Origin of the sequence: Pseudoalteromonas sp. UBA2102 (assembly GCF_002331165.1) — a bacterium.
GTDB lineage: Bacteria > Pseudomonadota > Gammaproteobacteria > Enterobacterales > Alteromonadaceae > Pseudoalteromonas > Pseudoalteromonas atlantica.
The window spans coordinates 17,239-40,708 of sequence record NZ_DCYU01000133.1; the positions used below are offsets into that span (position 1 = coordinate 17,239).

20 protein-coding genes are annotated in these 23,470 nt (G+C 41.8%); 10 read left to right on the top strand and 10 right to left on the bottom strand.

The genetic code is table 11. The features are described from left to right. Positions 1 to 104: 104 nt before the first annotated feature. The 5 genes from B2R65_RS17185 to B2R65_RS17205 all read left to right on the top strand — a co-directional run bounded on the left by B2R65_RS17185 (position 105) and on the right by B2R65_RS17205 (position 5,331). Positions 105 to 566, top strand: coding sequence for a hypothetical protein (locus B2R65_RS17185; protein WP_121638327.1), 462 nt, complete (start codon positions 105 to 107; stop codon positions 564 to 566). A 647-nt stretch (positions 567 to 1,213) separates the two neighbouring features. Then, the gene (locus B2R65_RS17190; protein ID WP_286744706.1) at positions 1,214 to 1,726 is read left to right on the top strand and encodes a hypothetical protein; all 513 of its coding nucleotides are present in this window, start codon (positions 1,214 to 1,216) and stop codon (positions 1,724 to 1,726) included. 105 nt (positions 1,727 to 1,831) lie between these two features. Next, complete coding sequence (locus tag B2R65_RS17195; protein ID WP_121638329.1) at positions 1,832 to 2,200, top strand: DUF7079 family protein; 369 nt, start codon at positions 1,832 to 1,834, stop codon at positions 2,198 to 2,200. A 331-nt stretch (positions 2,201 to 2,531) separates the two neighbouring features. Then, positions 2,532 to 4,070 (top strand): OpgD/OpgG family glucan biosynthesis protein, encoded by a 1,539-nt coding sequence (locus B2R65_RS17200; protein WP_256850867.1) that lies wholly within the window; start codon positions 2,532 to 2,534, stop codon positions 4,068 to 4,070. A 706-nt stretch (positions 4,071 to 4,776) separates the two neighbouring features. Then, positions 4,777 to 5,331, top strand: a complete 555-nt coding sequence (locus B2R65_RS17205; RefSeq protein WP_286744711.1) for a YrbL family protein — start codon at positions 4,777 to 4,779, stop codon at positions 5,329 to 5,331. A 111-nt stretch (positions 5,332 to 5,442) separates the two neighbouring features. On the opposite strand, the gene B2R65_RS17210 is transcribed toward B2R65_RS17205, so the two are convergent. The 7 genes from B2R65_RS17210 to B2R65_RS17240 form a co-directional block, all read right to left on the bottom strand. Continuing rightward, positions 5,443 to 6,729, bottom strand: a complete 1,287-nt coding sequence (locus B2R65_RS17210) for an allantoate amidohydrolase (RefSeq protein WP_286744714.1) — start codon at positions 6,727 to 6,729, stop codon at positions 5,443 to 5,445. Between the two features lie 14 nt (positions 6,730 to 6,743). Next, a complete protein-coding gene (locus B2R65_RS17215; protein ID WP_004587084.1) occupies positions 6,744 to 7,973 on the bottom strand; it encodes a pyridoxal-phosphate-dependent aminotransferase family protein in 1,230 nt (409 codons plus the stop codon). A 3-nt stretch (positions 7,974 to 7,976) separates the two neighbouring features. Continuing rightward, positions 7,977 to 8,801: a sulfite exporter TauE/SafE family protein gene (locus B2R65_RS17220; protein WP_004587085.1), complete on the bottom strand. Its 825-nt coding sequence runs from the start codon at positions 8,799 to 8,801 to the stop codon at positions 7,977 to 7,979. Beyond that, entirely contained in the window at positions 8,798 to 10,372 is a 1,575-nt protein-coding gene (locus B2R65_RS17225) for a gamma-glutamyltransferase family protein (protein ID WP_286744718.1), read from the bottom strand. The genes B2R65_RS17220 and B2R65_RS17225 overlap by 4 nt, the downstream gene beginning before the upstream one ends. Beyond that, entirely contained in the window at positions 10,369 to 11,577 is a 1,209-nt protein-coding gene (locus B2R65_RS17230) for an amidase family protein (RefSeq protein WP_273611303.1), read from the bottom strand. The genes B2R65_RS17225 and B2R65_RS17230 overlap by 4 nt, the downstream gene beginning before the upstream one ends. A gap of 345 nt (positions 11,578 to 11,922) precedes the next feature. After that, complete coding sequence (locus B2R65_RS17235; RefSeq protein WP_054981718.1) at positions 11,923 to 12,405, bottom strand: putative 4-hydroxy-4-methyl-2-oxoglutarate aldolase; 483 nt, start codon at positions 12,403 to 12,405, stop codon at positions 11,923 to 11,925. Between the two features lie 3 nt (positions 12,406 to 12,408). Next, complete coding sequence (locus B2R65_RS17240; RefSeq protein ID WP_055255474.1) at positions 12,409 to 13,062, bottom strand: TetR/AcrR family transcriptional regulator; 654 nt, start codon at positions 13,060 to 13,062, stop codon at positions 12,409 to 12,411. Between the two features lie 175 nt (positions 13,063 to 13,237). On the opposite strand from B2R65_RS17240, the gene yddG reads away from it, so the two are divergent. Further along, positions 13,238 to 14,158: an aromatic amino acid DMT transporter YddG gene (gene yddG, locus B2R65_RS17245; protein ID WP_024032801.1), complete on the top strand. Its 921-nt coding sequence runs from the start codon at positions 13,238 to 13,240 to the stop codon at positions 14,156 to 14,158. Between the two features lie 33 nt (positions 14,159 to 14,191). On the opposite strand, the gene B2R65_RS17250 is transcribed toward yddG, so the two are convergent. From B2R65_RS17250 to B2R65_RS17260, 3 genes are all read right to left on the bottom strand, one after another. Further along, on the bottom strand, positions 14,192 to 15,058 hold the full coding sequence (locus tag B2R65_RS17250) for an alpha/beta hydrolase family protein (protein ID WP_286744724.1): 867 nt from the start codon (positions 15,056 to 15,058) through the stop codon (positions 14,192 to 14,194). Between the two features lie 391 nt (positions 15,059 to 15,449). Then, positions 15,450 to 15,944 carry an ankyrin repeat domain-containing protein gene (locus B2R65_RS17255; protein WP_286744726.1) on the bottom strand — a complete coding sequence of 165 codons (495 nt, stop codon included), beginning with the start codon at positions 15,942 to 15,944 and terminating at the stop codon, positions 15,450 to 15,452. A 67-nt stretch (positions 15,945 to 16,011) separates the two neighbouring features. Then, positions 16,012 to 17,550, bottom strand: coding sequence for a catalase (locus B2R65_RS17260; RefSeq protein ID WP_004587093.1), 1,539 nt, complete (start codon positions 17,548 to 17,550; stop codon positions 16,012 to 16,014). Positions 17,551 to 17,923: 373 nt separating this feature from the next. Between B2R65_RS17260 and B2R65_RS17265 the strand changes: the two genes are divergently transcribed. The 4 genes from B2R65_RS17265 (at position 17,924) to B2R65_RS17280 (ending at position 23,179) form a co-directional block, all read left to right on the top strand. Next, positions 17,924 to 18,595 (top strand): HAD family hydrolase, encoded by a 672-nt coding sequence (locus tag B2R65_RS17265; RefSeq protein WP_286744729.1) that lies wholly within the window; start codon positions 17,924 to 17,926, stop codon positions 18,593 to 18,595. Positions 18,596 to 18,977: 382 nt separating this feature from the next. Then, positions 18,978 to 20,699: a purine-cytosine permease family protein gene (locus tag B2R65_RS17270; protein WP_029772305.1), complete on the top strand. Its 1,722-nt coding sequence runs from the start codon at positions 18,978 to 18,980 to the stop codon at positions 20,697 to 20,699. A 36-nt stretch (positions 20,700 to 20,735) separates the two neighbouring features. Continuing rightward, complete coding sequence (locus tag B2R65_RS17275) at positions 20,736 to 22,259, top strand: mannitol dehydrogenase family protein (RefSeq protein WP_248461835.1); 1,524 nt, start codon at positions 20,736 to 20,738, stop codon at positions 22,257 to 22,259. A gap of 2 nt (positions 22,260 to 22,261) precedes the next feature. Next, the gene (locus tag B2R65_RS17280) at positions 22,262 to 23,179 is read left to right on the top strand and encodes a carbohydrate kinase family protein (RefSeq protein ID WP_024032786.1); all 918 of its coding nucleotides are present in this window, start codon (positions 22,262 to 22,264) and stop codon (positions 23,177 to 23,179) included. Positions 23,180 to 23,470 lie beyond the last annotated feature (291 nt).

Sequence of the window (23,470 nt, forward strand, 5' to 3'; positions counted from 1 at the left end):
ATTGAACCAAAATAGGAACTCGGCTATTGTTTGCTTATTAACAAAAACAAATAAAAAACGAGTTAATCTACATACTCGTTAGAATTTAAATCTCATAGGTGCTTATGCGTTATATATATTTTTGCTTACTATTATTTTTAAGTGGTTGTGCTTCAGCCCCAAGAAATGCTTTAACTTTTGACCAGGTACAGCTACCTCAACCAAATGAAGAACATAGTGTTTTGGTATTCCATAGGTTGTTTACCCCACCAGCGGCATCGGATATGCGTGTAAGTATAAATGATAAAAAAATCGTAGCACTACCAAACAATACTTTTTCTTACATAAAATTACCGGCGGGTAACTATGATTTAAAAATTAGCTGGAGCCCACTCACAGGGGTATGGAGTAATACAAAACAGCTAATAATTGCACCTAATCAAACTAAATTTTTACAATTAAATAGCAGTGTTTATACGGCAATAGGTGTTGAACTTGGTTCGAGTAAACACGATCCATCTAACAAAGAGTCCGCAGAGGCCTTGCTAAGACAGTGCTGTAAATATGTACAAGCTACCAAACTCTAATAACTAGCTTTTTTATTATTACCTAGCTTATTTTAACCAGCTATTTTAAGCCGTAAAATTGTTGCGTTGAGATTGTAAAATTACTTCTTTTAATATAATTAGGCTGTTGGAGCTATTCTACAGCCTAATTATATTACTAAAGGATTATCGTGAAATACACTAGGGTTTTACTCTTTTCAGTAAGCTTGTATTTATTGCTAGTTGCTCTATCAACAATAGCAACAAAGATTGTTGGCTTTGATGAGATGGCTTAAAGCACATCACACATTTATACCCATTACGTCCTCAGGTTTGGTGCCTCTTTAATTGTTTATTGCTATTTAGGCTGTAAGCAAACAGTGAGTCCGTATAAACAAGCCTTTTTAGTTGCGGCTGTTTATTGGTTTATTAACTTAAGTGTCGGTGACTTACTATCTATTTTGTTAGAAATAACAATGGAGCCTTTAACATATTTAATTTCTGCTTTGCTGCATGTAATCGCTGTTTTACTAGGTACGCTACTTGGTATTCAATTACGTAGTAAGAAAATAAAGCGTAATAAAAAATTGTTAAGTAGAACCTAAGCTGCTGGTTTTGCTTTCTCACTCTAACCTTAACCAACAATCTTACAGCCTATTTATTTGGCAAAAGTAAAAAGGAGTTTGAATTTGTTACTTGATTGGTTTAGCGCTGAAAAGCCCAATGTTTATTTGGGATCGTTAGCTGTAGTTAATAATAGCCACTTTTCTAAGGTAGAGTCGTTTTTTTATATAACGGGCGATTCACTTGAAGATCATATGTACCAAAAGCTTGAAGAGGTTTTTTGCCTTCATAGTATTTCGTCTATTAAAGAGCCCAAAAAGTCAGATATTGGTTTAGATGTGGTTATAGTTACTTTGCATGGTGGCGATGCATTCACTGTGGATTTTGATACTGCTATTATTCCGCTTTTTTGGCGACCAAAAGTTAAATTAGTGTCGCGCTTGTATAACATTGAGCACAACAAGACGATTAAAACGTTTAGTGTTTCCAAGTCTATTACATGGCGCGAATTTATTGCCAAACAGTTTAGCTTAAGAGGGTTCTTTCGCTGGGGCCCTTTGTATCATACAAAAGACATGGAAATACTGTTGTATAAAGCATGCTACGAGTTATTAAATAAAATGCGAAAAGCTATTTAACCTGTAGCAATAACAAGCATACTTAAATAGCTGAACACAGAAAATAGTTCACTTTGTTATTAATGGCAGGTTTTATTTTTAAACTTTACAAGGCGTTAGTGGCTTATGGATAATCCACGATTAGATTCAGAAGATAGAAAACCTATTTGGGATGCGTTGCAAATGTTTTGGATGGATATTGAGCCATCTGATGAGCTAGAAAACGCTATAGCTACGTGTGCTAAATCTAAGTATTCAATTTTAGAATTAGAGTATATCTACTGGAATGAGGTTTACCCTGCTGTTAATCAGAATTTTGCACAGCCAATACCTGAGTGGACTGGCTATGATATTGAGCAGTTATCAAAGTTAATAATTGCAAACGCAGGCAGAGTTAAACCAACTAAGTACAAGTTATTGCATTTTGGGGCTAACAACTGGTGGAAAGAAATAGCCAGCGGTATAACAAAATATCGAAAAGACATTAGTAAATAACTGGCTGAACACCATACTAATTAGCTAATTTTATGAGGCTTTTACTAGTCAGGTATTTATACTGAGCGTAGCAGCGACGCACAGATCAGTATTTCGATTTTAAAGCACTAACTGGCTTAAACTAAGTAAAAGCTATATCAGCCGCATTTATTAAATACAGCTATTCAAACACAATTCCCCAAACACAGCTAAGCATAGAAGCTTCGCCAAATAACGTTATTTTAGTAAACGCGAGTTCATATTGCGGTGTGTAATATCTTTACACGCATTTTAAGTTAGGCGTTCGTACTGGGCGCTTATTTTTAGACTCCCTTTATTAGAGATACTTTTTATGAAGTTAAAGTTATTTATTGCCGCTATTATTGCCTCCTCTGTGTCGTTACACGCGGCGCAAGCACAAGCAAGTGCTAAGTTTACTTTTGAAGATTTAAAAGCAATGGCAAAAGCCTCTGCCAAAAAGCCCTATACGCCTGTGGAAGTGCCAGCACCTGAGCTTATTGATAAAATTACCTATGACGAACATTGGAAAATACGCTTTAAAGAAGATGAAACCCTCTACCCAAATGGCAAAAAGGCACCGGTACAATTATTTTACCCTGGGCGATATTTTCCTGAGCCGGTAAGTATTTTCATCAGAGATGATAAAAACAACGTTAAAGAACTGCCTTTTAGTAATGCGCTTTTTGATATGCCTGAAGATAGCCCTGCCCACGACCTACCAGAAGGATTTGGGTTTGCAGGCTTTAGAATTATGCGCCCCGATATAAAACCAGATTGGATATCGTTTTTGGGGGCGTCTTATTTTAGAACTGATGGCCCTCAGGGGCAATATGGGTTGTCGGCTCGCGGTATTGCAATAAATACCGGTATGAGTGAGCCAGAAGAGTTTCCTCGCTTTTCGGCATTTTGGTTAGGCCCTGCAGAAAATAAAGGTGAGAGCATGTCTGTGTGGGCTTTGCTTGAGGGGCCCTCTGTTACAGGTGCTTATCGGTTTGGTTTAAGTAAAGACAACAAAGAGGCCAAAGGGCATGTTACCTCTGTAAGTGCTAATTTGTATATGCGCGCCGATGTTGAGCGCTTAGGTATAGCGCCGCTAACCAGCATGTACTGGTACTCAGAAAAAGATAAAACGGTAGCGAAAGACTGGCGCCCAGAAATTCACGACAGCGATGGCTTAGCGATTCATACTGGGTCGGGCCAGTATATTTGGCGACCGTTAAATAATCCGCAGTCGGTGTCGACCAATAGCTTTATTGATGAGAACCCTAAAGGCTTTGGTTTAATCCAAAGAGACCGTGACTTTAATAACTACCAAGACGACGGCGTGTTTTACAATAAGCGTTCATCAGCGTGGATCAAGCCTACGGGCGATTGGGGGAGAGGCGCTGTGCAGCTAATCGAAATCCCAACTAAAGATGAAACGTTTGATAACATTGTTGCCTATTGGGTGCCTGAAAAAGAGGTACGTAAAGGCGATGAGTTTACCTTTTCTTATGATATTGAGTGGCGTCCACTCGATCCAAAATCAAAAAACCTAGCAAGCGTTGTTAATACTCGCCAAGGCCAGGGCGGAATTCCTGGCCAGCCTATTCCTGAAGGCGTAAACAAAATGGTGATTGATTTTGAAGGGCCAGTATTTAAAGGCCTAGATAGAGAAAGTGGCATAAAGCCTATTGTTGAAGCCAGTAACGGCGAAATACTTGAGCCAATTGGTGCTTACCCAATAGTGGGTACCAACCAATGGCGATTAGCGTTTGACTACAAACAGAGCAATAACGACCCCGTAAGCATACGCGCGTATTTGGTTGATAAAAACGAAGAGGCGATAACCGAAACATGGGTAAGTGATGCAAAAGTAACGATTGAGTAACTAAGCTAAGGTTTAATAGGCTTAAGTAAAAAAAATGGCTATATAGTTGTGCGGTATATAGCCATTAACATTCAAACCTTAGTAAGTATGTTGAATGGCCAAATAGACGAGAGATTACTTTCGATGCTTAAGTTTAGTCCAGCCAATTTTGATAATTACTACAGCAGAAATTATTAGCATTATTGAAAAAGTGTGTTGACCAAAAGCTTGAAAAACAAGCCATGCTGCAATAGTTATTAGTATGCAACCTATTAAAAATAGAATGTTTTTTAACATCCTATGTTCTCCATTTCCAAAATATCAAAGTATACGTATTCGTTTTTTATTAAGCTAATTATGAATGCTTATTATTAGGTCGAAGCGCGCTAATTAACAAATGTATGGCTGCATACACTTTTGGTTTATTTAATTATAACCCAGCCTAGTGTGATACTTATTTCGTAAGGTTATTTTAGTCGCTTGTATACCCACTGCTTTCTTAATTTACCTTGATAAACCCTAATTTATAGTTAAAATGGCCGGCTTATTTAACGAATGTACCTACTTTATTACTGACATAGTATTAAAAAAGCTGCATTAATAGATGTAAATACTAAGCGTGCAATTTTAAGGCGTGTTATTTACCTCGTTTTATACCAATCCTCAAAACAGGTTACTTAATTAAGCGAATTGGTATTTGTAAATTTACGTTAGGACGAAAATTGGTTTGATCTCATTGAACGACGATTTAATTGTAGGTAAAGGGGCGCATAGAACGTGTTACAGGCATCCTGAGGCACATAATTTATGTATAAAAGTAAGCCATGAAGGGTTTTCGCAAGAGCAAGAGCTGGCTTATTATAAGCGACTTAGTAACCGGAACATTCAGTGGCAGTTGTTAGCGCGATACCATGGTACGGTACACACCAATATTGGCAAAGGGTACGTGTTTGACCTAGTGATTGATGCAAATAATCAGCCGGCTAAAACGCTAGAATATTATTTAAATCAGCCAAATAGTGAAGCCTTAGCCGAGCCACTATTAAATTTAAAAGATTATTTATTGCACAATTTAGTGATCACCAAAGAAATAAAACCACGCAACATAGCGTGTGTTAATAATAACGGTACCATTGAGCGGTGTGTTGTTGTTGATGATATTGGTAATACTGAGTTTTTTCCTATTAGTAATTACGTGAGCTCATCGGCTAAGCGTAAAATAAATAGAAAATGGCAGCGCTTTGAAGCGAGTTTAAATGAGCTTGGCTTAAGCCTTAATTAAGTTTTAAACTCCCTCTTTAAATACTGGCTTTAATTAATAACTACAGCCCCGTTTAATACGCAGGGCTAAGCTAACAGCACATAGCCTACCCTGCGGATACACAACCGTTAGTTACTTTTCTAACTCTTTTACATACAGCATGAGTGCGCTGTACATTACGCTAAGGGCTTTTGTTACATCCTCATCAATAACAGCTTCTGCGGGGTGATGGCTTATCCCGCCAGGGCTGCGTATAAATAGCATGCCCACTGGGCAAATAGGGGCAATAGCCATGGCATCGTGCCCAGCGCCAGAGGCAAGTGAAGGTGAGGCTTGGTTATTCAATTTACAGGCACTGCTAAACAATTGCTGAATTTGAGTGTCGCATGCTACGGCGTCGGCCGCATGTGTCCACTGCCAATCAAGCGTTAAGTTACGCGATGTTGCAATTTGATCGGCGCGGGTATGTATTGCATTAAGTAATACTGCTAGGTCGGCATCATTTTGTGCGCGTGCATCTAGGCTTATAGTCGTTTTACCGGCAATAACATTTGTAGCGCCTGGGCGAGCATGAATTTGCCCTACGGTGGCTACTTCACCATTACTCGCGTTTTTTGCTAGCTGCTCTATGGCAAGGGTAAGCTCGGCGCAGCCAACTAACGAATCTTGGCGTAAGTTCATTGGCGTAGTGCCTGCATGGCCGCTTAGGCCTGTTAGGGTGATCATAGCGCGTTTGGCGCCAGCAATAGCGGTTACTACGCCTAGCGCCTGGTTTACCGATTGAAGCACTGGGCCTTGCTCTATGTGGGTTTCCCAATAACCGAGTAATTCGTTTTTGTTAAGGGCGGCTTTAGCGTAATCATCAGGGTTTAGGCCAAAATCAAGCATGGCTTGGCGCATACTAATGCCGTTTGTATCTTGTATATTTAACCACTGGGGGTCAAACTCGTTCGCCAGTGCTTTTGAGCCAATTAACGTGGTGGCAAAGCGGGTGCCTTCTTCATCACAAAAGCCCACTACATCTAAATGAAATGGTAAATCAAGCTTAAGCGTGTGTGCAAGGGCGGCTATTTCAATACCGAGTAGCACACCTAAAATACCATCAAATGCACCGGCGTTTGGTACGGTGTCTAGGTGTGAGCCAATAATTAATCGTTTAGCGTTTGGGTTAGATGATGCTAAGCGCCCCCATAAATTGCCGACTTCGTCTTGCCACGATTGCATGCCCGCCTCAGCCATCCACGCGGCAGTTACACGGTTACACTCTTTGTGCTCTTTAGATAAATACACACGGTGAATGCCACCTTGCATTTGCGATAGGCCACTGAGCGTTTTACAGCGCAATAACGCGCGCGCGGCAAATTTATTAGCCAGCTCACTGTTTAATAATGGCTCATGGAGGGGGCTTGCAATCGTCATGCTAAATCCTTTTTTTACTTATAATGGGCAAGGGCGGCAATAGCGGCTTCGCCTTTAGGGCCTTTATAGCCGTTGGCGTGTAAGCAGGCATCTAGGCTTGCCAATGTTTGTAATACGGCATCTTTACGGGCGTTGTAACCCATGGTGCCAATACGCCAAATTTTGCCATGCAGCGGCCCAAACGAGGTGCCAATTTCAATACCAAAGTCGGTTAGCATTTGTCCGCGTACGTGGTCAGCATTAATGCCCTCGGGTATATAAACACCCACTACGTTGTTCATTTTATGGTTTAAGTCGCCAAATACGTTTAAGCCCAGCGCTTGAATACCCGTTAGCATGGCATCGCCGTGTAACTTGTGGCGGGCAACGCAGTTATCTACGCCTTCTTCAATAACAATGCGAGCACATTCTGATGCGCAATACAGCATGCTGGTGGCTTCGGTGTGGTGGTTAAGGCGCTCTTCGCCCCAGTAATTCATGATCATGCCTAAATCAAAATAGTTTGAGCGTACAAATGGCTCGGTGCCGTCGGTATGCTGCGCGGTACGAATACCCGCTTCTACTTTTTTGCGTTTTTGGATCCAATCGGCGCATTTATCGCTCAGTGTTAAAGGGGCAGAGCCAGACGGGCCACCTAAACATTTTTGCAAACCAACCGAAAGCGCATCGAGTTTCCACTCATCGGCGGGTAAATCGTTACCTACAATCGAAGCGGTGGCATCGCAGTAAAATAATACGTCGTGCTTTTGGCAAATATCGCCAATGTGTTCAAGGGGTTGGTTCATGGTTGTAGAGGTATCGCCCTGTACCATAGCAAGTACATGGGGTTTTACATCAACAATGGCTTTTTCTATTTGTTCGGGGGTAAATACCTCGCCCCACGGAACTTCTATGGTGTGTACTTTTGCGCCTACGCGCTCGGCTATTTCAGCAAGCAAGTGGCCAAAGCGGCCCATAATGGGCACCAGTACTTTATCGCCTGGGCGTAAAATAGAGCATAAAACGGCTTCTATGCCTGCGCGCGATGTACCATCAACTAACATGGTCCATTCGTTTTTGGTTTTAAAAATTTCGCGATAGCGGGCCATGGTTTCGTTCATAAAACCGGTCATTACTGGGTCGTATTGGCCAATTAGCTGCGCCGACATAGCACGTAGCACACGTGGATCTGCATTTATTGGGCCTGGGCCCATGAGTAATCGCTGTGGCGGATTTAAAGTTTGAATTTGCGTGTCGCTAAACATGTTTTAGGCTCCCAGAGTCTGAATAAGCATACGAATGCCCGTTATCATTAATACAACGGCAAAGGCGCGTTTTAATTGTTTTTGATCTAGCTTGCTACCAATTTTTACGCCAATAGGGGCAAACAAAATAGTAAGCGGAATAATAAGTATAAAAGCAGGTAGGTTTACAAGGCCCCACGTGCCAAGCGGCGCATCGGTGGGTGTAGTACCAATACTTAATAAAGTAATAACGCCCGGTAGCGCAATTAATAAGCCAAATACAGCAGCGGTGCCAACGGCAACATGAGCACGTACGTTAAACGCGTTTAGCATGGGTACGCCAATAGTGCCGCCACCTATGCCAATCATTACCGATAAACCACCTACAATACTTGCCATAATGCCTTGGCCAAATTTACCTGGTAATTTACTAACAAGGGCAGGCGCGCCGGCTCTAAATAACATGTTTAAACTTACTAAAATGGCAATACAGGCAAACATAAGTACCAATGCATTACCGCGTATAGAATGAGCTAAGTAGCTACATATAACGGCCATTACCAAAATAAACGGGGCCCAGTATTTAATTAAAGCAAGGTCGATATTGCCCTTGGCATGGTGCGAGCGAATCGACGAAATAGAAGTAGGCACTATGGTGGCAAGCGATGTCGCGGTGGCTATCATCATGGCCGACTCAGGGCTTACGCCAAAGCCTTGTAGTAAAAAGTACAGCACAGGCACAATTACTATGCCGCCGCCTACACCAAATAGGCCTGCTAAAATACCTGCAAAAATACCGGTTGCTATTAAGGCCGCTATAATCGGCCATTGATTTATTATTTCTGTCATTGTGTTCCTGCTGTAGTTACTGTTGCGCGACCATCTGAACGAGGATCGGTGGCTGCTTCAAGGCTGGTAGGCGTATCTAAAATGGCACCTGCATGACCCATCATTTCATTGTTATTATCAACGCTTACCCAGTCGTGGTCACGTTGATTTAATTCATGTTTAACTTGAATTACTAAGCTTTGCTCTACCTTTAAATTTGTGCTTGTATCGCCCCAGGTGCGCCCTAATAACCAACGCGGATCGCTTACTGCTTGGGTAATTGATTTATTACGCCATGCGTACCCACTAAATACTGCAGCTTGTGTTTGTGGCTGGCCTTCGCCGCCCATGGTGCCGTAGGCAAGGCGCCTACCATCGTCAAATTTTGCCAAAGCAGGGTTGAGTGTATGAGCCGGTTTTTTATGCGCTTTTAAGGCATTGGCATCGTTGCTATTTAAACTAAAACTTAAACCGCGGTTATTCCACACAAAGCCGCCTTCGCTCATCAAAATGCCGCTACCAAATTCCCAGTAAACACTTTGAATAAAGCTCACTAGTTGGCCGTTTTTATCACGTGCGGCCATCCAGACGGTATCGCCGGGCTCTGCATTAAATGGCCATTGCTTGGCTTGGCTCATATCTATATTGCTGGCAAGCGCATTTAAGCGCTCATCAGTTAATGCGTTTTTATAATCATCGCCAAGCGCGTCTGGGTCTGCCCAAAGTGTAGGGCGGTGCGTAAAGCTTTGTTTGGTTGCTTCAACAATTAAGTGCATCCAATCGGCCTCTGTTTTGGCTAAATGTTTTAGTTTATTAACAGCGCCAATTATTTGCAGAGAATGCACGCCTTGCGTGGGGGCGGGTAAGTTATAACACTGTATGCCCGATAAATTAGCACTGAGCGGCGTTACTAAATCGGCCTGCGTATTGGCAATATCAGCGCGTGTAATTGCACTGCCTGCGGCAGCTAAATCGTTTGCAAACGACTCTGCTAAAGGGCCTTGGTAAAAGGCGTTTAAGCCATGCTCGGCTAAGTGCTCAAAGGTACTGGCAAGTTCTGGGTTTTTAAAATGTTGGCCCGCTTGCAACGGTTTACCATTAGGTATGTAAAGTTCTTTAAAGGCAGCGTTAGTGTTTGAAGCGGTGGCAAGCTTTTCGCAGCCTGCTTGCAAGCTTTTAGATACTGTAAAGCCATCGCGCGCGAGCTTTATGGCTGGGGCTAAAATAGTACTTAGCGAAAGAGCAGCGTGCTCATCTACCGCAAGGGCTTTTTGCCAGCCGCGAAGTGTTGCAGCCTGAGTAAGCGCGCTTAAACCGCCGCGCTCTGGTATGTGTGGCTCATTGCTATAGGCGCTTATATCGTTTGGTGCGCGCCCGCAGGCATCAATGGCAGTGGGTATACTTTGGTTTGGGTTATCAATAAGCCAAAAACTGTCGCCGCCAATTGAGTTCATATGTGGATATACCACGCTAATAGCAGCCGCTGCCGCTACCATGGCTTCGGTGGCTGTACCGCCTTGTTTTAGTATTAAGGTGCCTGCCTCGGTTGCTGCAAAATGCGGGGCAGTAAAGGCAATGTTGTGTGTGCTCATGCAAGTGTGTCCTGTTTAAAGTGGGCAGCTAATTGTTGTACGCAGGCAAGTAGGCTTTTATCGTTGCCGTGGCTCATCATTAATGAAAACCCATACGGGTGGCCATTTTCTAAATTAGCCAATGGTAAGTGTACTTGCGCCGAGCGGCTCAAGCCCGCAATGGCCGATAAGGTGATTATTTGCATACGTAAGGCGCTTGTGTCGGCGCCCAATTTAGGTGCAGTTGTGGGTGTGGTTGGCAAAAATAAACAACTGTTTGTGTTTAGGTTTTTAGCGATTAGTGTTTGCCATTGGGTTTGTACATTTAGTGCTTCTTGTTCTTCTTGGGCGGTTAGAGCAAGCGCCATGTTAAAACGTGCCGCAATTGCCGGAGCAAACTGGGGAAGTTGCCCTGGCAATTGAAGCCAATCTTTATGCGTTTTTGCGATTGCTCGCCCTTGCAGTATTCTAAAGCTGTCAGCCAGTTCGCTTAATAAGCTGCTGTTAGGCAGTTCAAATTCTTTATGGTGTTTAAAATAAGGTTTGGTTTTTTCAAGCAGTTGTTTAAGCGGGGCTTGTAAAGCAGGGTCAACCAGCTCAAATAATGGCTCGCAAATAACTAAAGTATCAACGTTATTAATAGCTTGATTTGGTAACAGTACATTGCCTACATCGCTTAGCAGCTCTGCATTTTGCGTAAGCCAGCCAATGGTATCAAATGGGGGCGCTAGCGGTATTAGGCCATCTTTTTCAATTACGTTATGGCTTGGCCTTATGCCAAATAAGCCACAATAACTTGCCGGTATTCTAATAGAGCCACCAGTATCAGTGCCTAAGCCAATATCGGCTAAGTTAGCCGCTACAGCTGCAGCCGAACCCATACTTGAGCCGCCACTTGCATGGCCTTTAAGTTTTGGGTTTTGTGCTGCACCATAGTGAATGTTATTGCCCTCTAAGCTGTAGGCCAGCTCATCGGTATGGGTAAAGCCTGTAAAGCGACAACCCTCATTCATTAGTTTGTTTACGGCACTTGCTGTTTGCTGTGCAGGTTTTGCTGCTTTAAACCAGCTTGGGTTACCTGCGCTGTTGCGCTCGCCTTTAACTGCAAATACATCTTTTACCGCAAGGCGCTTATTTACAAGTGTGCCGTGGGTTTGTGTTTGCCATGCGTTAGGGCCATGGTCACAAAAAATACCGGTAAAATTATTATGTGTTTTGGTACTCATATCACCACTCGTTATAAAGTAAATCTGACCAACTGGTTATAATCAGATTTAGGGTGATTAAAAAGACGAATTACTTATTATTATTTTTCAGCCCACTGCGTAACATCTTATTTTTATTTTACAGAGCCTGATCCGCTTTTTAATCGGTTAGCTATTATATTGCCTAAAAGCTAAGCAAAAGCAATGCCAAATGCAATAAAGTTGTCCGTTCGGTCAGGTTTTGTTTGGTTTGTATGGGGTTTAGCAGATATTTATAAAAATATAAGTATTAAAGAAGGTGTAATTTAGAGGTGAAAACAACCAAGTTGGTGCGTGATTGCACCAACTTGGTTGCAAGTGTGGCGTTTATAGTAATGCGTTAGGGCTAATAATTAAGCCATTTACATCGGCGTATAGCCAATCGTTAGGGTTAATTGTGGTACTAAGCATGGTCACTGTTTGATTTTTATCTCCAAAGCCACGCTTTAATGTACTGCGCGGGGTAGAGCCAAGTGCCATAACCGGCAAATCCATAGTGGCAAGTATTTCAATGTCACGGCAACAGCCGTTAATAATCACGCCTTCCCAGCCGTTTTTTAACGCGCGCTCCGCCATAATATCGCCTATAAAAGCAAAGCGTTTGCTAGCAAAGCCGTCAATAACCAGTACTTTACCCTTGCCGTTTTCATGCAGTATGTCTGCGGCAAACGAGTTATCGTCTGGGCAGGTAACGGTAACTGCTTGGCCACTAAATGTGGTTTTTTTACCAAAGTGGCGCAGGCCGCTGTCGGCTACTTGTACGCTATTGCGGTGATCGTCAAATAAGTCTGGGGTGGTAAAGTTATCCATGGGTTAAGCCTCACTGTGCTCAGGTATTTTTAAACCAATACCTTTTAAAATTATGTGGGCAGTTGATTGCGTTATTTGTGCCACATCGGTTTCGTCGTATTCTAACTTGTTCATTACCAGTAGCACTTCGGCCTGAAAATCGGCGTAGTACTGCGTAGTTGACCAAATGGTAAATAATAAATGGTAAGGGTCAACATTATCCATTTTGTTTGCATCTATCCAGGCCTGAAACACGCCTACCTTTTGTTTTACCCACGGGCGTGTGTTGGTTCTAAAGTAGTTTTGCAAATAAGGAGCGCCGCGCAGTATTTCACTGGCAAATAAACGTGATTGCAGCGGCTGGTTTACGGCAAGTATGACTTTGCTTTTAATATAGTGATACAGCACATGTGCAGGGTCGTCCTCAGGGGTTACGTTATCTAAGCCTAAGTTCCAGTGCGCGATAATGCGGTCTATTACGTTTTCGTATAGGCCGTCTTTGCTTTTAAAATAATATAAAATATTGGCCTTAGGAACGCCTGCTTCTTTGGCAACCATACTCATACTGGTGCCATCGTAACCAAGCTGAGAAAACAATTGCTCGGCGGCATCGAGTATTAATGTTTGGTTTTTTACTCGGGTGAGTTCTTTTTTATTTGGCTTTGTTTGTGTGCTCATTATGGCGATGCTGTTTTTAACGTGTTGAATGATTGTAACTTTACTGACCAAAAGGTCAAACACTTAAGTACAGGCCAAAAACATCTTTATAACAATAAATGATGAGCAACAATTGTTTAACCCACTAATTACTGTTAGCGTAACGTCAAACGTAAGTAGTACTTTTAGGTAGTTGATGGACTTTTTTTCTAATCATAAATACACGCTTTATGGCATTGCCGCTATTTTATTATGGAGTTGTTTAGTGGCTCTGCTCAGGGATGTTTCGGAGTTATTTGGCCCCATAGGAGGGGCGGCACTCATGTACAGTGTAAGCGCGCTGTTTTTAATTTTGGTAATGGGGCGGCCTAAGTTTGCTGGGTTTAATAAGCGCTATATTATTTGGGGTACTGCTTTATTTGCACTTTACGAGGTGTGTTTAGCGCTGTTTGTAGGGCTTGCTAATAATCGCCACCAAGCGGTAGAAATGGCGGTTATAAATTATTTATGGCCCACACTTACCATTTTGCTCAGTATTATAGTTAACCGTAGTAAAGTAAGTGTTTGGATTTACCCCGGTATGCTGCTTGCTTTTTTTGGTGTGGCTTGGTGCGTTGGTGGCGATAGTGGGTTATCACTTAATAGTATTATGGGCAATTTTGCCAGTAACCCAACGGCCTACTTGTTGGCGTTTGTAGCACCTTTTATTTGGTCTGTTTACTGTGTAATTACTCAAAAAAATAGCAATGGGCAAAATGCCATTGTGCTGTTTTTTATCGCCACGGCACTAAGCTTATGGGTGTTGTATGGATTAAGTGACGAGCCAAAAATGACCTTTACACTGCACGCGACCGTAACGCTTGTGCTAGCTGGTGTGGTTGTTGGCAGTGGGTATGCTCTTTGGAACCAAGCTATTATTGGCGGTAACTTAATGTTGCTTGGTACGCTTTCGTATTTTACGCCGGTTTTTTCAGCGATTATTTCGGCGCTTTATTTATCAATTACCCTTAGTGCCTCGTTTTGGCAAGGAGTAATAATGGTAACTGGCGGCTCACTCGTGTGCTATTTCGTAACGCGTGAAAAACCAGTTAAAAAGCAAATTAACGCCGTAAATTAACGGTGCAAATTTACGGAGTAAACGCATCCTTTTTTAACTGTGTTTGTTTAGCCAGTTAAGCGCAAGTGGCCATAATCCGTCAGATTTTTTGCTAAAAAATTTCATATGGCCAATTTCCTTCAAACCATAGTCGTGTGGGTTTAAGGTTAGGGTTTGTGCTTTTAATTTAGGAAAAACCGAGAGCATATCGGCAACATTTGCATTGTTAGCAATATCGTCATCGGTAGCATTAACCCATATTGAGGGCATAGAAAGCGTGTTGTAACAGTGTTGGAATACGGTATCACCAAATGCTGATTGCACATACCCTTGGGCGTTACACCATTTGCGCCATTGTTTAGCTACGCCTTTAGGTAGTGGCTCGCCCATGCCAAACCACTGCGATTTAGTATGACCAAACAAGGCATTACTAAGAGGAATAACCCCATTCATAAAAAAGTGCGCTTTAACCTGATACGCTAAGCTCATATTAGTTAATTTACCCGACGAGCAAGCAAAATTAAACGCGGAGCTTAGCTCGTTAGCGTTATGCATTAGCCCCACTAATTGCCCGCCGGCGCTATGACCCACTAAATGATACTGAGTATTAGGAAATACCCTTTGCAAATGCTCAAGCACCGCAGGCATGTCTTGCTCACCCCAACTTTGTAAACTGGCTTTGCTTTTTTTAATGCTGCGGTTAAGCGATTGGCCAATGCCACTGTTATCAAACGTAACAACGCCAAAGCCATGTTGCTGTAAGTAAGTAGCAAAGTTTGCATAAAACTGCTGCTTTATACCGGTTGCAGGGGCAATCATCACCGCACCTTTAATAGCGCTGGTGGGTGTAAATAGGTGTGCGCTTAGAGTTTGCCTGTCGTTACAGGTTATAGTGACGTGCTCAAAGTGTGGTGCGGTCATTAGAATTATTATTTCCCATATAAAGTACACAGGTAAAAATAATAGCTGGTTAGACCAGTCTCAGCAAGAGGGGCGTGCGTTGTTTATACCAACCCCATTAAGTATGTGTTCTAAATTTCACCCAGAAAAAACAATTCAGTTTAGGCGTAGATTGATGTAAATGGTTGTTCCCTCGACGAAAATTACAACAAAGAAATGAGTTGTTTTAGCAAGTAAAATAGATCAGCTATTTATTGGCGTTGGTATTAAACCACGCCCCAGATGAAATGGGGCGAGAGGAAGGTTTAAATAACTCAAGGGTACTACTTATTTTGCTAGAGCCTTGTTATTGGCTGCTAATGTAGCCTTAATGTCACTAACAATAATGGGCTAGGGGGTAATTAAAAGTTGGTTAATTAGATTTACTGTTTACCTGTGCTAATAAGTCGAGCACTTTTTGTTGGCCAAATCTTTGTGCAAATTGCTCGGCTGTTTGACCGGCTTTGTTTTGATGTGCGTTATCGCAATCAAGGCCTACAAGTGTTTTAGCTATGCTAAATTCGCCTCTAAATATGGCGGCCATTAGGGCTGTGTTACCGCGGTTGTCTTCAAGGCATGCATTAGCGCCTAGTTGCAATAAGGTGTTTACCGTATTTTTATTGCCGTGGTAGGTGGCAATCATTAGCGCGGTGTAACCTTTGTTGTTGTAACTATTAATAGGAATGCCAGCATCAACAAATTGCGTTATTACGGCGGTGTCGTCGGTGCGTGCGGCTGCAAAGTAATAAGCAAGTAAGCTGTCGTATTGCGACTGGGCGGTGCTTTGTTCTGTTACAGCGCTTTGTGGCTCATTGGCAAAGCTTGAAAAGCTCATCACTAAAGTAAATATAATAAGTAATTTACGCATACTGTTTACCTTTTTAAAAAAGAGGAAAGCTAGGCTTTCCTCAATAACTCACAGGTTGGGTAAAATATTAAAGCTTAGCGGCTAGTTGCTTAACTTGTTTCATGTCGCCGTTTACAGCGTTAGTTAAGCGTGTACCGTATTCGCTATCTGCTTTGTAGAAGTGGCTAAGCATTTTGTGCATAACTTTGCTGTCTTTCACTTTGCCTAAATCACCGGCTAAGTTGTTAACTAAGTTAGTGCGCTCTTGCTTGCTAAAGCTGCGGTAAAGTACACCCGCTTGAGCAAAGTTTTGCTGCTTTTTAATTGCTGCTTGTTGTACGTAGCCTTTAAGCTCTGTGTTACTTCTGCGTGCAATTGGGTTTTCTGCAACGTTTTCGTGACTTGGTTGGTAGTTCACGTTACTTGTTGTATTACCGTAGTTCATTGCGCCGTCTTGGTTGTAGTTAACCACTTCAACTTTTGCACGGTTAATTGGCAATTGTTGGTGGTTAGCACCTAAGCGGTACATTTGCGTATCGGCGTAAGAGAAAACACGCCCTTGTAATAGTCTGTCTTCAGATGGCTCAATACCCGGAATTACATTTGCCGGTGCCATTGCAACTTGTTCTGTAGATTGGAAGAAGTTAGTTGGCATACGGTTTAGGGTCATGGTGCCTACTTTAGTTTCTTTAACGTCTAACCACATTTTTGTTGCATCTAATGGGTTGTAGTCAAAGTCATCTAACTGCGACGGATCAAGGGTTTTAATGTATAGATCCCACTTAGGGAAGTTGCCTTTACCAATCTCGCTGTATAGGTCGCGTGTTAAGTGTTGGAAGTCTTTACCTTGCACTTCGTTTACTTCTTTAGCATCAAGGTTGTCTATACCTTGTTGGCTTACCCAGTGAAACTTAACGTATTTAACATCGCCTGACTTATTAATCATTTTGTAAGCATGTACGCCCCAGCCGTCCATTTTACGTAGGCTTGCTGGTGTACCGTAGTCGCTGTATACCCACGTTAACATGTGAGTAGAACCTGGCTCGTATGAGAAAAAGTCAAAAAAGCGGTTAGGATCTTGAATGTTATCTACCGGTGATGGCTTTAACGAGTGAACCATGTCTGGAAATTTAATCGCATCGCGAATAAAGAATACCGGTAAATTGTTACCTACTAAATCCCAGTTACCTTGGTCGGTGTAAAACTTAGTAGCAAAACCACGTGGGTCACGTAGTGTTTCTGGGCTACCTTTTGAGTGAATTACTGATGAAAAACGTACAAATACGTCAGTTTCTTTGCCCGCTTCTGCAAACGGTGCAGCAATTGTTAAGTCATCTAATTCTTTAGACGCTACAAACACACCGTGTGCACCTGTACCACGCGCATGCACTACACGCTCAGGAATACGCTCACGTGCAAAACGTTGTAGCTTTTGAATTAGGTGTACGTCTTCAAGTAATACACTTCCGCGCTCACCTGCGGTAATAGAGTTTTGGTTGTCGCCAACAGCTGCGCCGTTGTCTTTAGTAAGGGTAGTTGCGGCACTTGCAGGTAATGCCATTGCTAAAGCTAATGCGCTTAGCGTTAACGTAGATTTATTATTAATCGTGTTTTTTTGAGTATTCATTGTCGACCTCATCTGTATAAAAGTGCCGGCAGTGTTGCTGGCTGTTTAACTGTTAACGAGTGTATTAACAAAAGTGGGTTCGGTAAAATTGATTGTTTAGATTGGGGTAATCACAAATTTAGATTGTTATTTGTGAGCTGCCTTCTATTTTCTAAATAGCGGTTTTGCAATGTTCGACCTTAGTCGTAATTGCAATTTTGAAATCAATGAAAATACAGACAATTTCATATTTAATGAATAAATATTCACCATTGTGGTGCGTTTTTCACTAACAAGATGTTGACTTATTATAACAATAAAGAGAATATGCTCACTTGCTGGGCTTATGCTCAACTCAAGGTTGCACCAAACTAGGTGCATATAAAGGGGCAATATGAATACTAAAATAGAATTAGTTATTTTTGATTGTGATGGCGTTGTTATAGATAGCGAAATATTAAGCGCGCAAGTGTTAATAAACATGCTTGCAGAGATTGGCGTTAATATTGACCGAGCCTATGTACAACAATATTTTTTGGGCTGTAATTTTAAAACAGTCACTCAAAACTTATTCGATACCTTTAACGTGATCTTAGCTGAGAGCTTTGAAGCCGATTACCGAGAAGCATTATTAAACGAGTTCGAAACTGCATTAATGCCAACTAACGGCATTAAACACGTGCTAGAGCAATTATCTGTACCTTGTTGCATTGCAACAAGCAGTAGCCCTAAACGCACCGCTAAAGCGCTTAATGTGGTTAATTTATCGCAGCACTTTAATAAGGTATTTACCTCAAGTGAGGTAAAGAATGGTAAGCCCGCACCCGATTTATTTTTACATGCCGCTGAGCAAATGGGCGTAAAGCCAAAAAATTGTTTAGTGATTGAAGATTCAAAAGCCGGCGTGTGCGCCGCACTTGCCGCCAATATGCAGGTTTTGCATTACAGCGGGGGTGGGCATATGCAAGATGCAGTGAACTTTGTTCACCAAGCTTACCCAGAGGTAGCGCATTTAACGCATTGGGATGACTTTTATAAGCAGTACCCAACATTACAAACACAGTAATAGAATATCAACGTTGAGCTTTATTACACTGACAAAGCTTAACGTAAAAATGCATTAATTATTAAGTAGTTATAGTAGTAGCATTATAAAAAGGCACGGTGATTTACTCACTATTAATTTAAATAAAAAACACTTATTTAAATTAATAGTTAACCTGAACTTTGGTTAAGAGATTTACTAACATATTAAATCAAAAGTGATATCTATGTTTATTTTTTCTAGCCAGAGATTTACAGTGAAAACAAGGCGAAATTACGCGTCAATAGCTAGCCTATTGCAAGTAAATTTAACGTAGTTAGCGCTGGAAATAGCTGCTTGAGATAGATTTATTATCCAGAGTTCAGGTTAGTTAGGGCTGTGCTTAAAACAATAGGAAAATACCATGGCATCAAGTCCACACACACAAACATTTAACGATGTTAACGAAGAGCAATTGCCCGTTGCTAATCATAAGCTTCATGGTTGGAAGCACTTTGCCGGTTTATACGCTGGTGAACACGTTGCTGCAACCGAGTTTGTTATTGGTGCAACCTTTGTTGCATTAGGCGCATCAACCATCGACATTCTATTAGGTTTATTAATTGGTAACCTATTAGCTATGTGTTCGTGGTGGTTAATTACCTCTCCAATTGCGGTAGAAACACGCTTAAGTTTATACAACTACCTAAATAAAATTGCGGGTAACTCAATGACCAAGCTCTATAACTGGGCAAATGTGGTCATATTTAGTGTGATATCCGCCGCCATGATCACGGTATCGGCAACCGCAGTGCGGTTTTTGTTTGATATACCCGCGCAACTCGATTGGTACCCTAACAGCTTAGCATTTGTGGCCATTGTATTATCGGTTGGCTCTATTGTTGTATTTGTGGCTATGTATGGTTTTTCAACCGTTGCTGATTTTTCTAAAATTTGTGCGCCATGGTTATTTGTTATTTTTATAGCGGGCTCGTTTGCCTTGTTCCCTGAGCTTTCTAATCATGTATTAGGAGTAACTACGCTAACAGGGTTTGATGACTTTATGGCGATAGGGGATTCTTCTATTTGGACCGGTACCACCGCTGATGGCGAAAAAGGTATTGGCTTATTAGAGGTTATTGGTTTTGCATGGGCTGCAAACTCTATTACCCACTTTGGCTTAATTGATATGGCAATTTTTAGATTTGCTAAACGCAAAAGCTACGGTTTGTTTTCAGGCGTAGGTATGTTTTTTGGCCATTACTTAGCATGGATCTCGGCCGGTATTATGGGCGCAGGTGTTGCGGTATTACTTAAAACAACTATTTCATCACTTGACCCAGGTGACGTTGCTTACCACGCATTAGGCTGGACAGGCTTTGTTATTGTAATTATTGCGGGCTGGACTACAGCTAACGCCAACCTTTACCGCGCAGGCCTTGCAGCACAATCTATTTTTGTTGACCAATCGCGCGAGCGCACTACCGCAATTGTCGGTGTTGTAACCGTTATAATTGCGTGTTTCCCGTTTGTATTTTCGCAAATGTTACCGCTTTTAACTTACGCAGGCTTATTAGTAGTACCTGTAGGCGGCATTGTATTTGCCGAGCATGTTTTATTTCCTAAAATTGGTTTAACCCGCTACTGGGCTAAATACAAAAACATTACACGTAGCGTACCGGCCATTGCCTCTTGGGCATTAGCACTTGTGTTTGGCTTTGGTTTAAATGCGATTGATGTAATGTCGTTTTACTACTTATTTATTCCTACTTGGATTTTCACCATTGTTATTTACACGCTACTGGCTAAAAAGTACGGCGCAGGTGAAGACTACAGCAAAGAAATTGCAGCAGAAGAGCAAGAGCAGCAAGACATTAAAGAGTACCAAGCAGGGCTTGCAGAAAACGTTCAAGCTCCGGTTGTTGATAACTCAATGCTAACCAAAGTGTTAAATGGCGTGTCGACTGTTTCGTTACTTATTATTTTTGGCTTTGCCAGCCAAGTAATGTTTTTTAGTGACAGCATGAGCATTTACGCAGGAAATAAATCTCAGTTTGAAATTGCATGTTTTATTTGCACCATTATTTATTTTGCAACCGCTTACTGGTCGCTATTGCGCCATAAAGCACTCAATACTGCATCTTAATTTAAATTTTTAATATTGTTTTAGTAAGGCCGCACCATGACGCAACACCAGCACACTGACGCTCTTGTTAAAGGGCTAAACCAACAAAGCTTGGCAGATATGCCAAGCCATGTAGATACACCAAACTACGACCGTAGTAAGCTAAAAGCGGGTATAGTTCATATTGGTGTGGGCGGCTTTCACCGTGCTCACCAAGCGGTGTACATTAACGAGCTATTAAAAACGCCAGGTGCTGAACAGTGGGGTATTTGTGGTGTTGGCTTATTAGAAGGTAACCGTGGTCTGCGCGATATTTTAAAGCAACAAGACTACCTTTACACGCTAACGGTAAGACACCCAAACGGGCAAATAGATAACAAAGTTATTGGCTCTATGATTGACTTTTTGTTTGCTCCAGAGGACAAGCAAGCGGTTATTAATAAGCTTGCGCACAGCGATACGCATATTGTGTCGTTAACCATTACCGAAGGCGGCTATAACTTTAACCCAGTAACGGGTGAGTTTGATTACTCAAACCCAGACATTATTAACGACATTAATAACCCGAACGACCCAATTACGGCGTTTGGCTACATTACTGCTGCGTTAAAGCTACGTAAAGAACAAGGCCTTGATGCGTTTACAGTACAGTCGTGCGATAACATTCAGCACAACGGTAATGTAACGCGTAAAATGCTACTTGCCTTTGCGGCCGAGCAAGACAAAGAGCTAAGCGAGTGGATTGCTACTAACGTAACTTTCCCAAATGCAATGGTTGACCGTATTACGCCAGTATCTAAAAAGAGCGATATCGACTACGTTGTTGATGCGTACGGTGTTAGCGATGAATGGCCAATTACCTGTGAGTCGTTTACTCAATGGGTAATTGAAGACTCATTTTGCTGCGGACGCCCAAATTGGGATAGCGTTGGCGCACAATTTGTAAGTGACGTAACACCTTTTGAGACCATGAAAATACGCTTATTAAATGCAGGCCATTCGGTACTGGGTTTATTAGGCTCTGTACATGGCTACGGCACAATTGACGAAACAGTATCAGATCCTTTATTTGCTAAGTACTTACGTGCGTTTATGGATAGAGAAGTAACGCCTAACCTAGAAAAATTAGAAGGCATTGATCTTGAAATCTACAAAGACACGCTAATTGAGCGCTTTGCTAATCCAAACATTAAAGACAGCTTATCGCGCATTTGTTCAGAAAGCGCAGCAAAGCTACCTAAGTTTTTAATTGCCACTATTAACGAAAATCTAGCCCATGGCCGTGATGTATCACTTGCGACCCTGGTTATTGCTGCATGGTGTTTTTACAGCGATAAAGGCGAAGATGAGCAAGGCAATAAGCTTGAAATAATCGATGCAATGCAAAGCGAGTTACATGAAGCCGCGGCTAAAACGGCGACTGATGACCTTGCATTTTTATCGCTAACTAGCTTATTTGGCGATTTAAATACGCAAAGTGCCTTTACGTCTCACTACAAAAACAATGTAGAAGCGTTATACGCACCGGCTAGCAAAATTAAAGCAATTATGAATAACGTGCTTGAGCCTAAAGGTAACTAATAATGAGCATTTTAATTGATTCTAAACAAGGTAAAGACGTAAGCGTAAGTTGCTTTGGCGAAGTACTATGGGATTGTTTTGCAAACGATAAACGCTTAGGCGGCGCGCCGCTTAACATGTGTGTGCGTATTAACTCACTGGGCATTAAAGCCGACATGATAAGCGCTGTAGGTAACGATGAACTGGGTACTGAGCTACTAGGCGAAATTAAAAGCAAAGGCGTAAGCTGCGAATACATTGGCGTTAATAACGACAAAAAAACCAGCACAGTACAAGTTACCTTAGATAAAAGCGGCTCAGCCAGCTACGAAATAGTTGCCGACACTGCGTGGGATAACATCGAGCTTACAGACTCACTTATTGAAAAAGTAAAAGCCAGTGATGTATTTGTATTTGGCAGCCTAATTGGCCGAAGCGAAGCCTCACTTGCTACATTAAACCAATTAGTTGATGTAGCTAACTTCAAAGTGTTTGACGTAAATTTACGTGCGCCACACTACACGTTAGACACATTAGTAGATTTAATGAATAAAGCCGACTTCATCAAATTAAACGATGAAGAGCTTTATGAAATTGCCAAGGCAATGGGCTGTAAGTTCCATTCACTTGAGCAAAACTTAGCGTTTATTGCACAGCAAACTAACACCGAATACTTATGTGTAACTAAAGGCAGCCACGGTGCACTACTAACCATTAAAGGCGAAAATTACTATAACTCAGGTTATTTAATTAGCGTTGTGGATACAGTAGGCGCGGGGGATTCGTTTTTAGGGTCGTTAATTTATCAGCTTTGTAGTAGCGATTGTGCACAACATGCTGTTGATTTTGCGTGTGCAGTTGGTGCAATGGTGGCCGAAAGTGCCGGTGCTACACCTACACTGACTCATGAACAAATTAACGAGTTTATGAGCCCAGCGTAACGTAAAAAATCACAGTTACACCCAATCATTGTGTGTGTAAGCGGCTTTACTTTTATAGTAAAGCCGCTTTTTTTTGCTTTAATTTTTATTAATAAAGCCGTTTAAATTAAGTGTTGAGCAAGGTGCATAAAAAGTAACTCAAATAGGGTCTGTTGACCTTTGCAGTTTGAAATTTGTTCAAACTAGGGGCGGTTTAATCGCGGCGCGAGGTTTGTAACCTAGTGGACTCGATAACTGCTCCTGCGTTATTCTAATGACTTACATCCCTGTAAGAATAAGTAAAAATCGAGC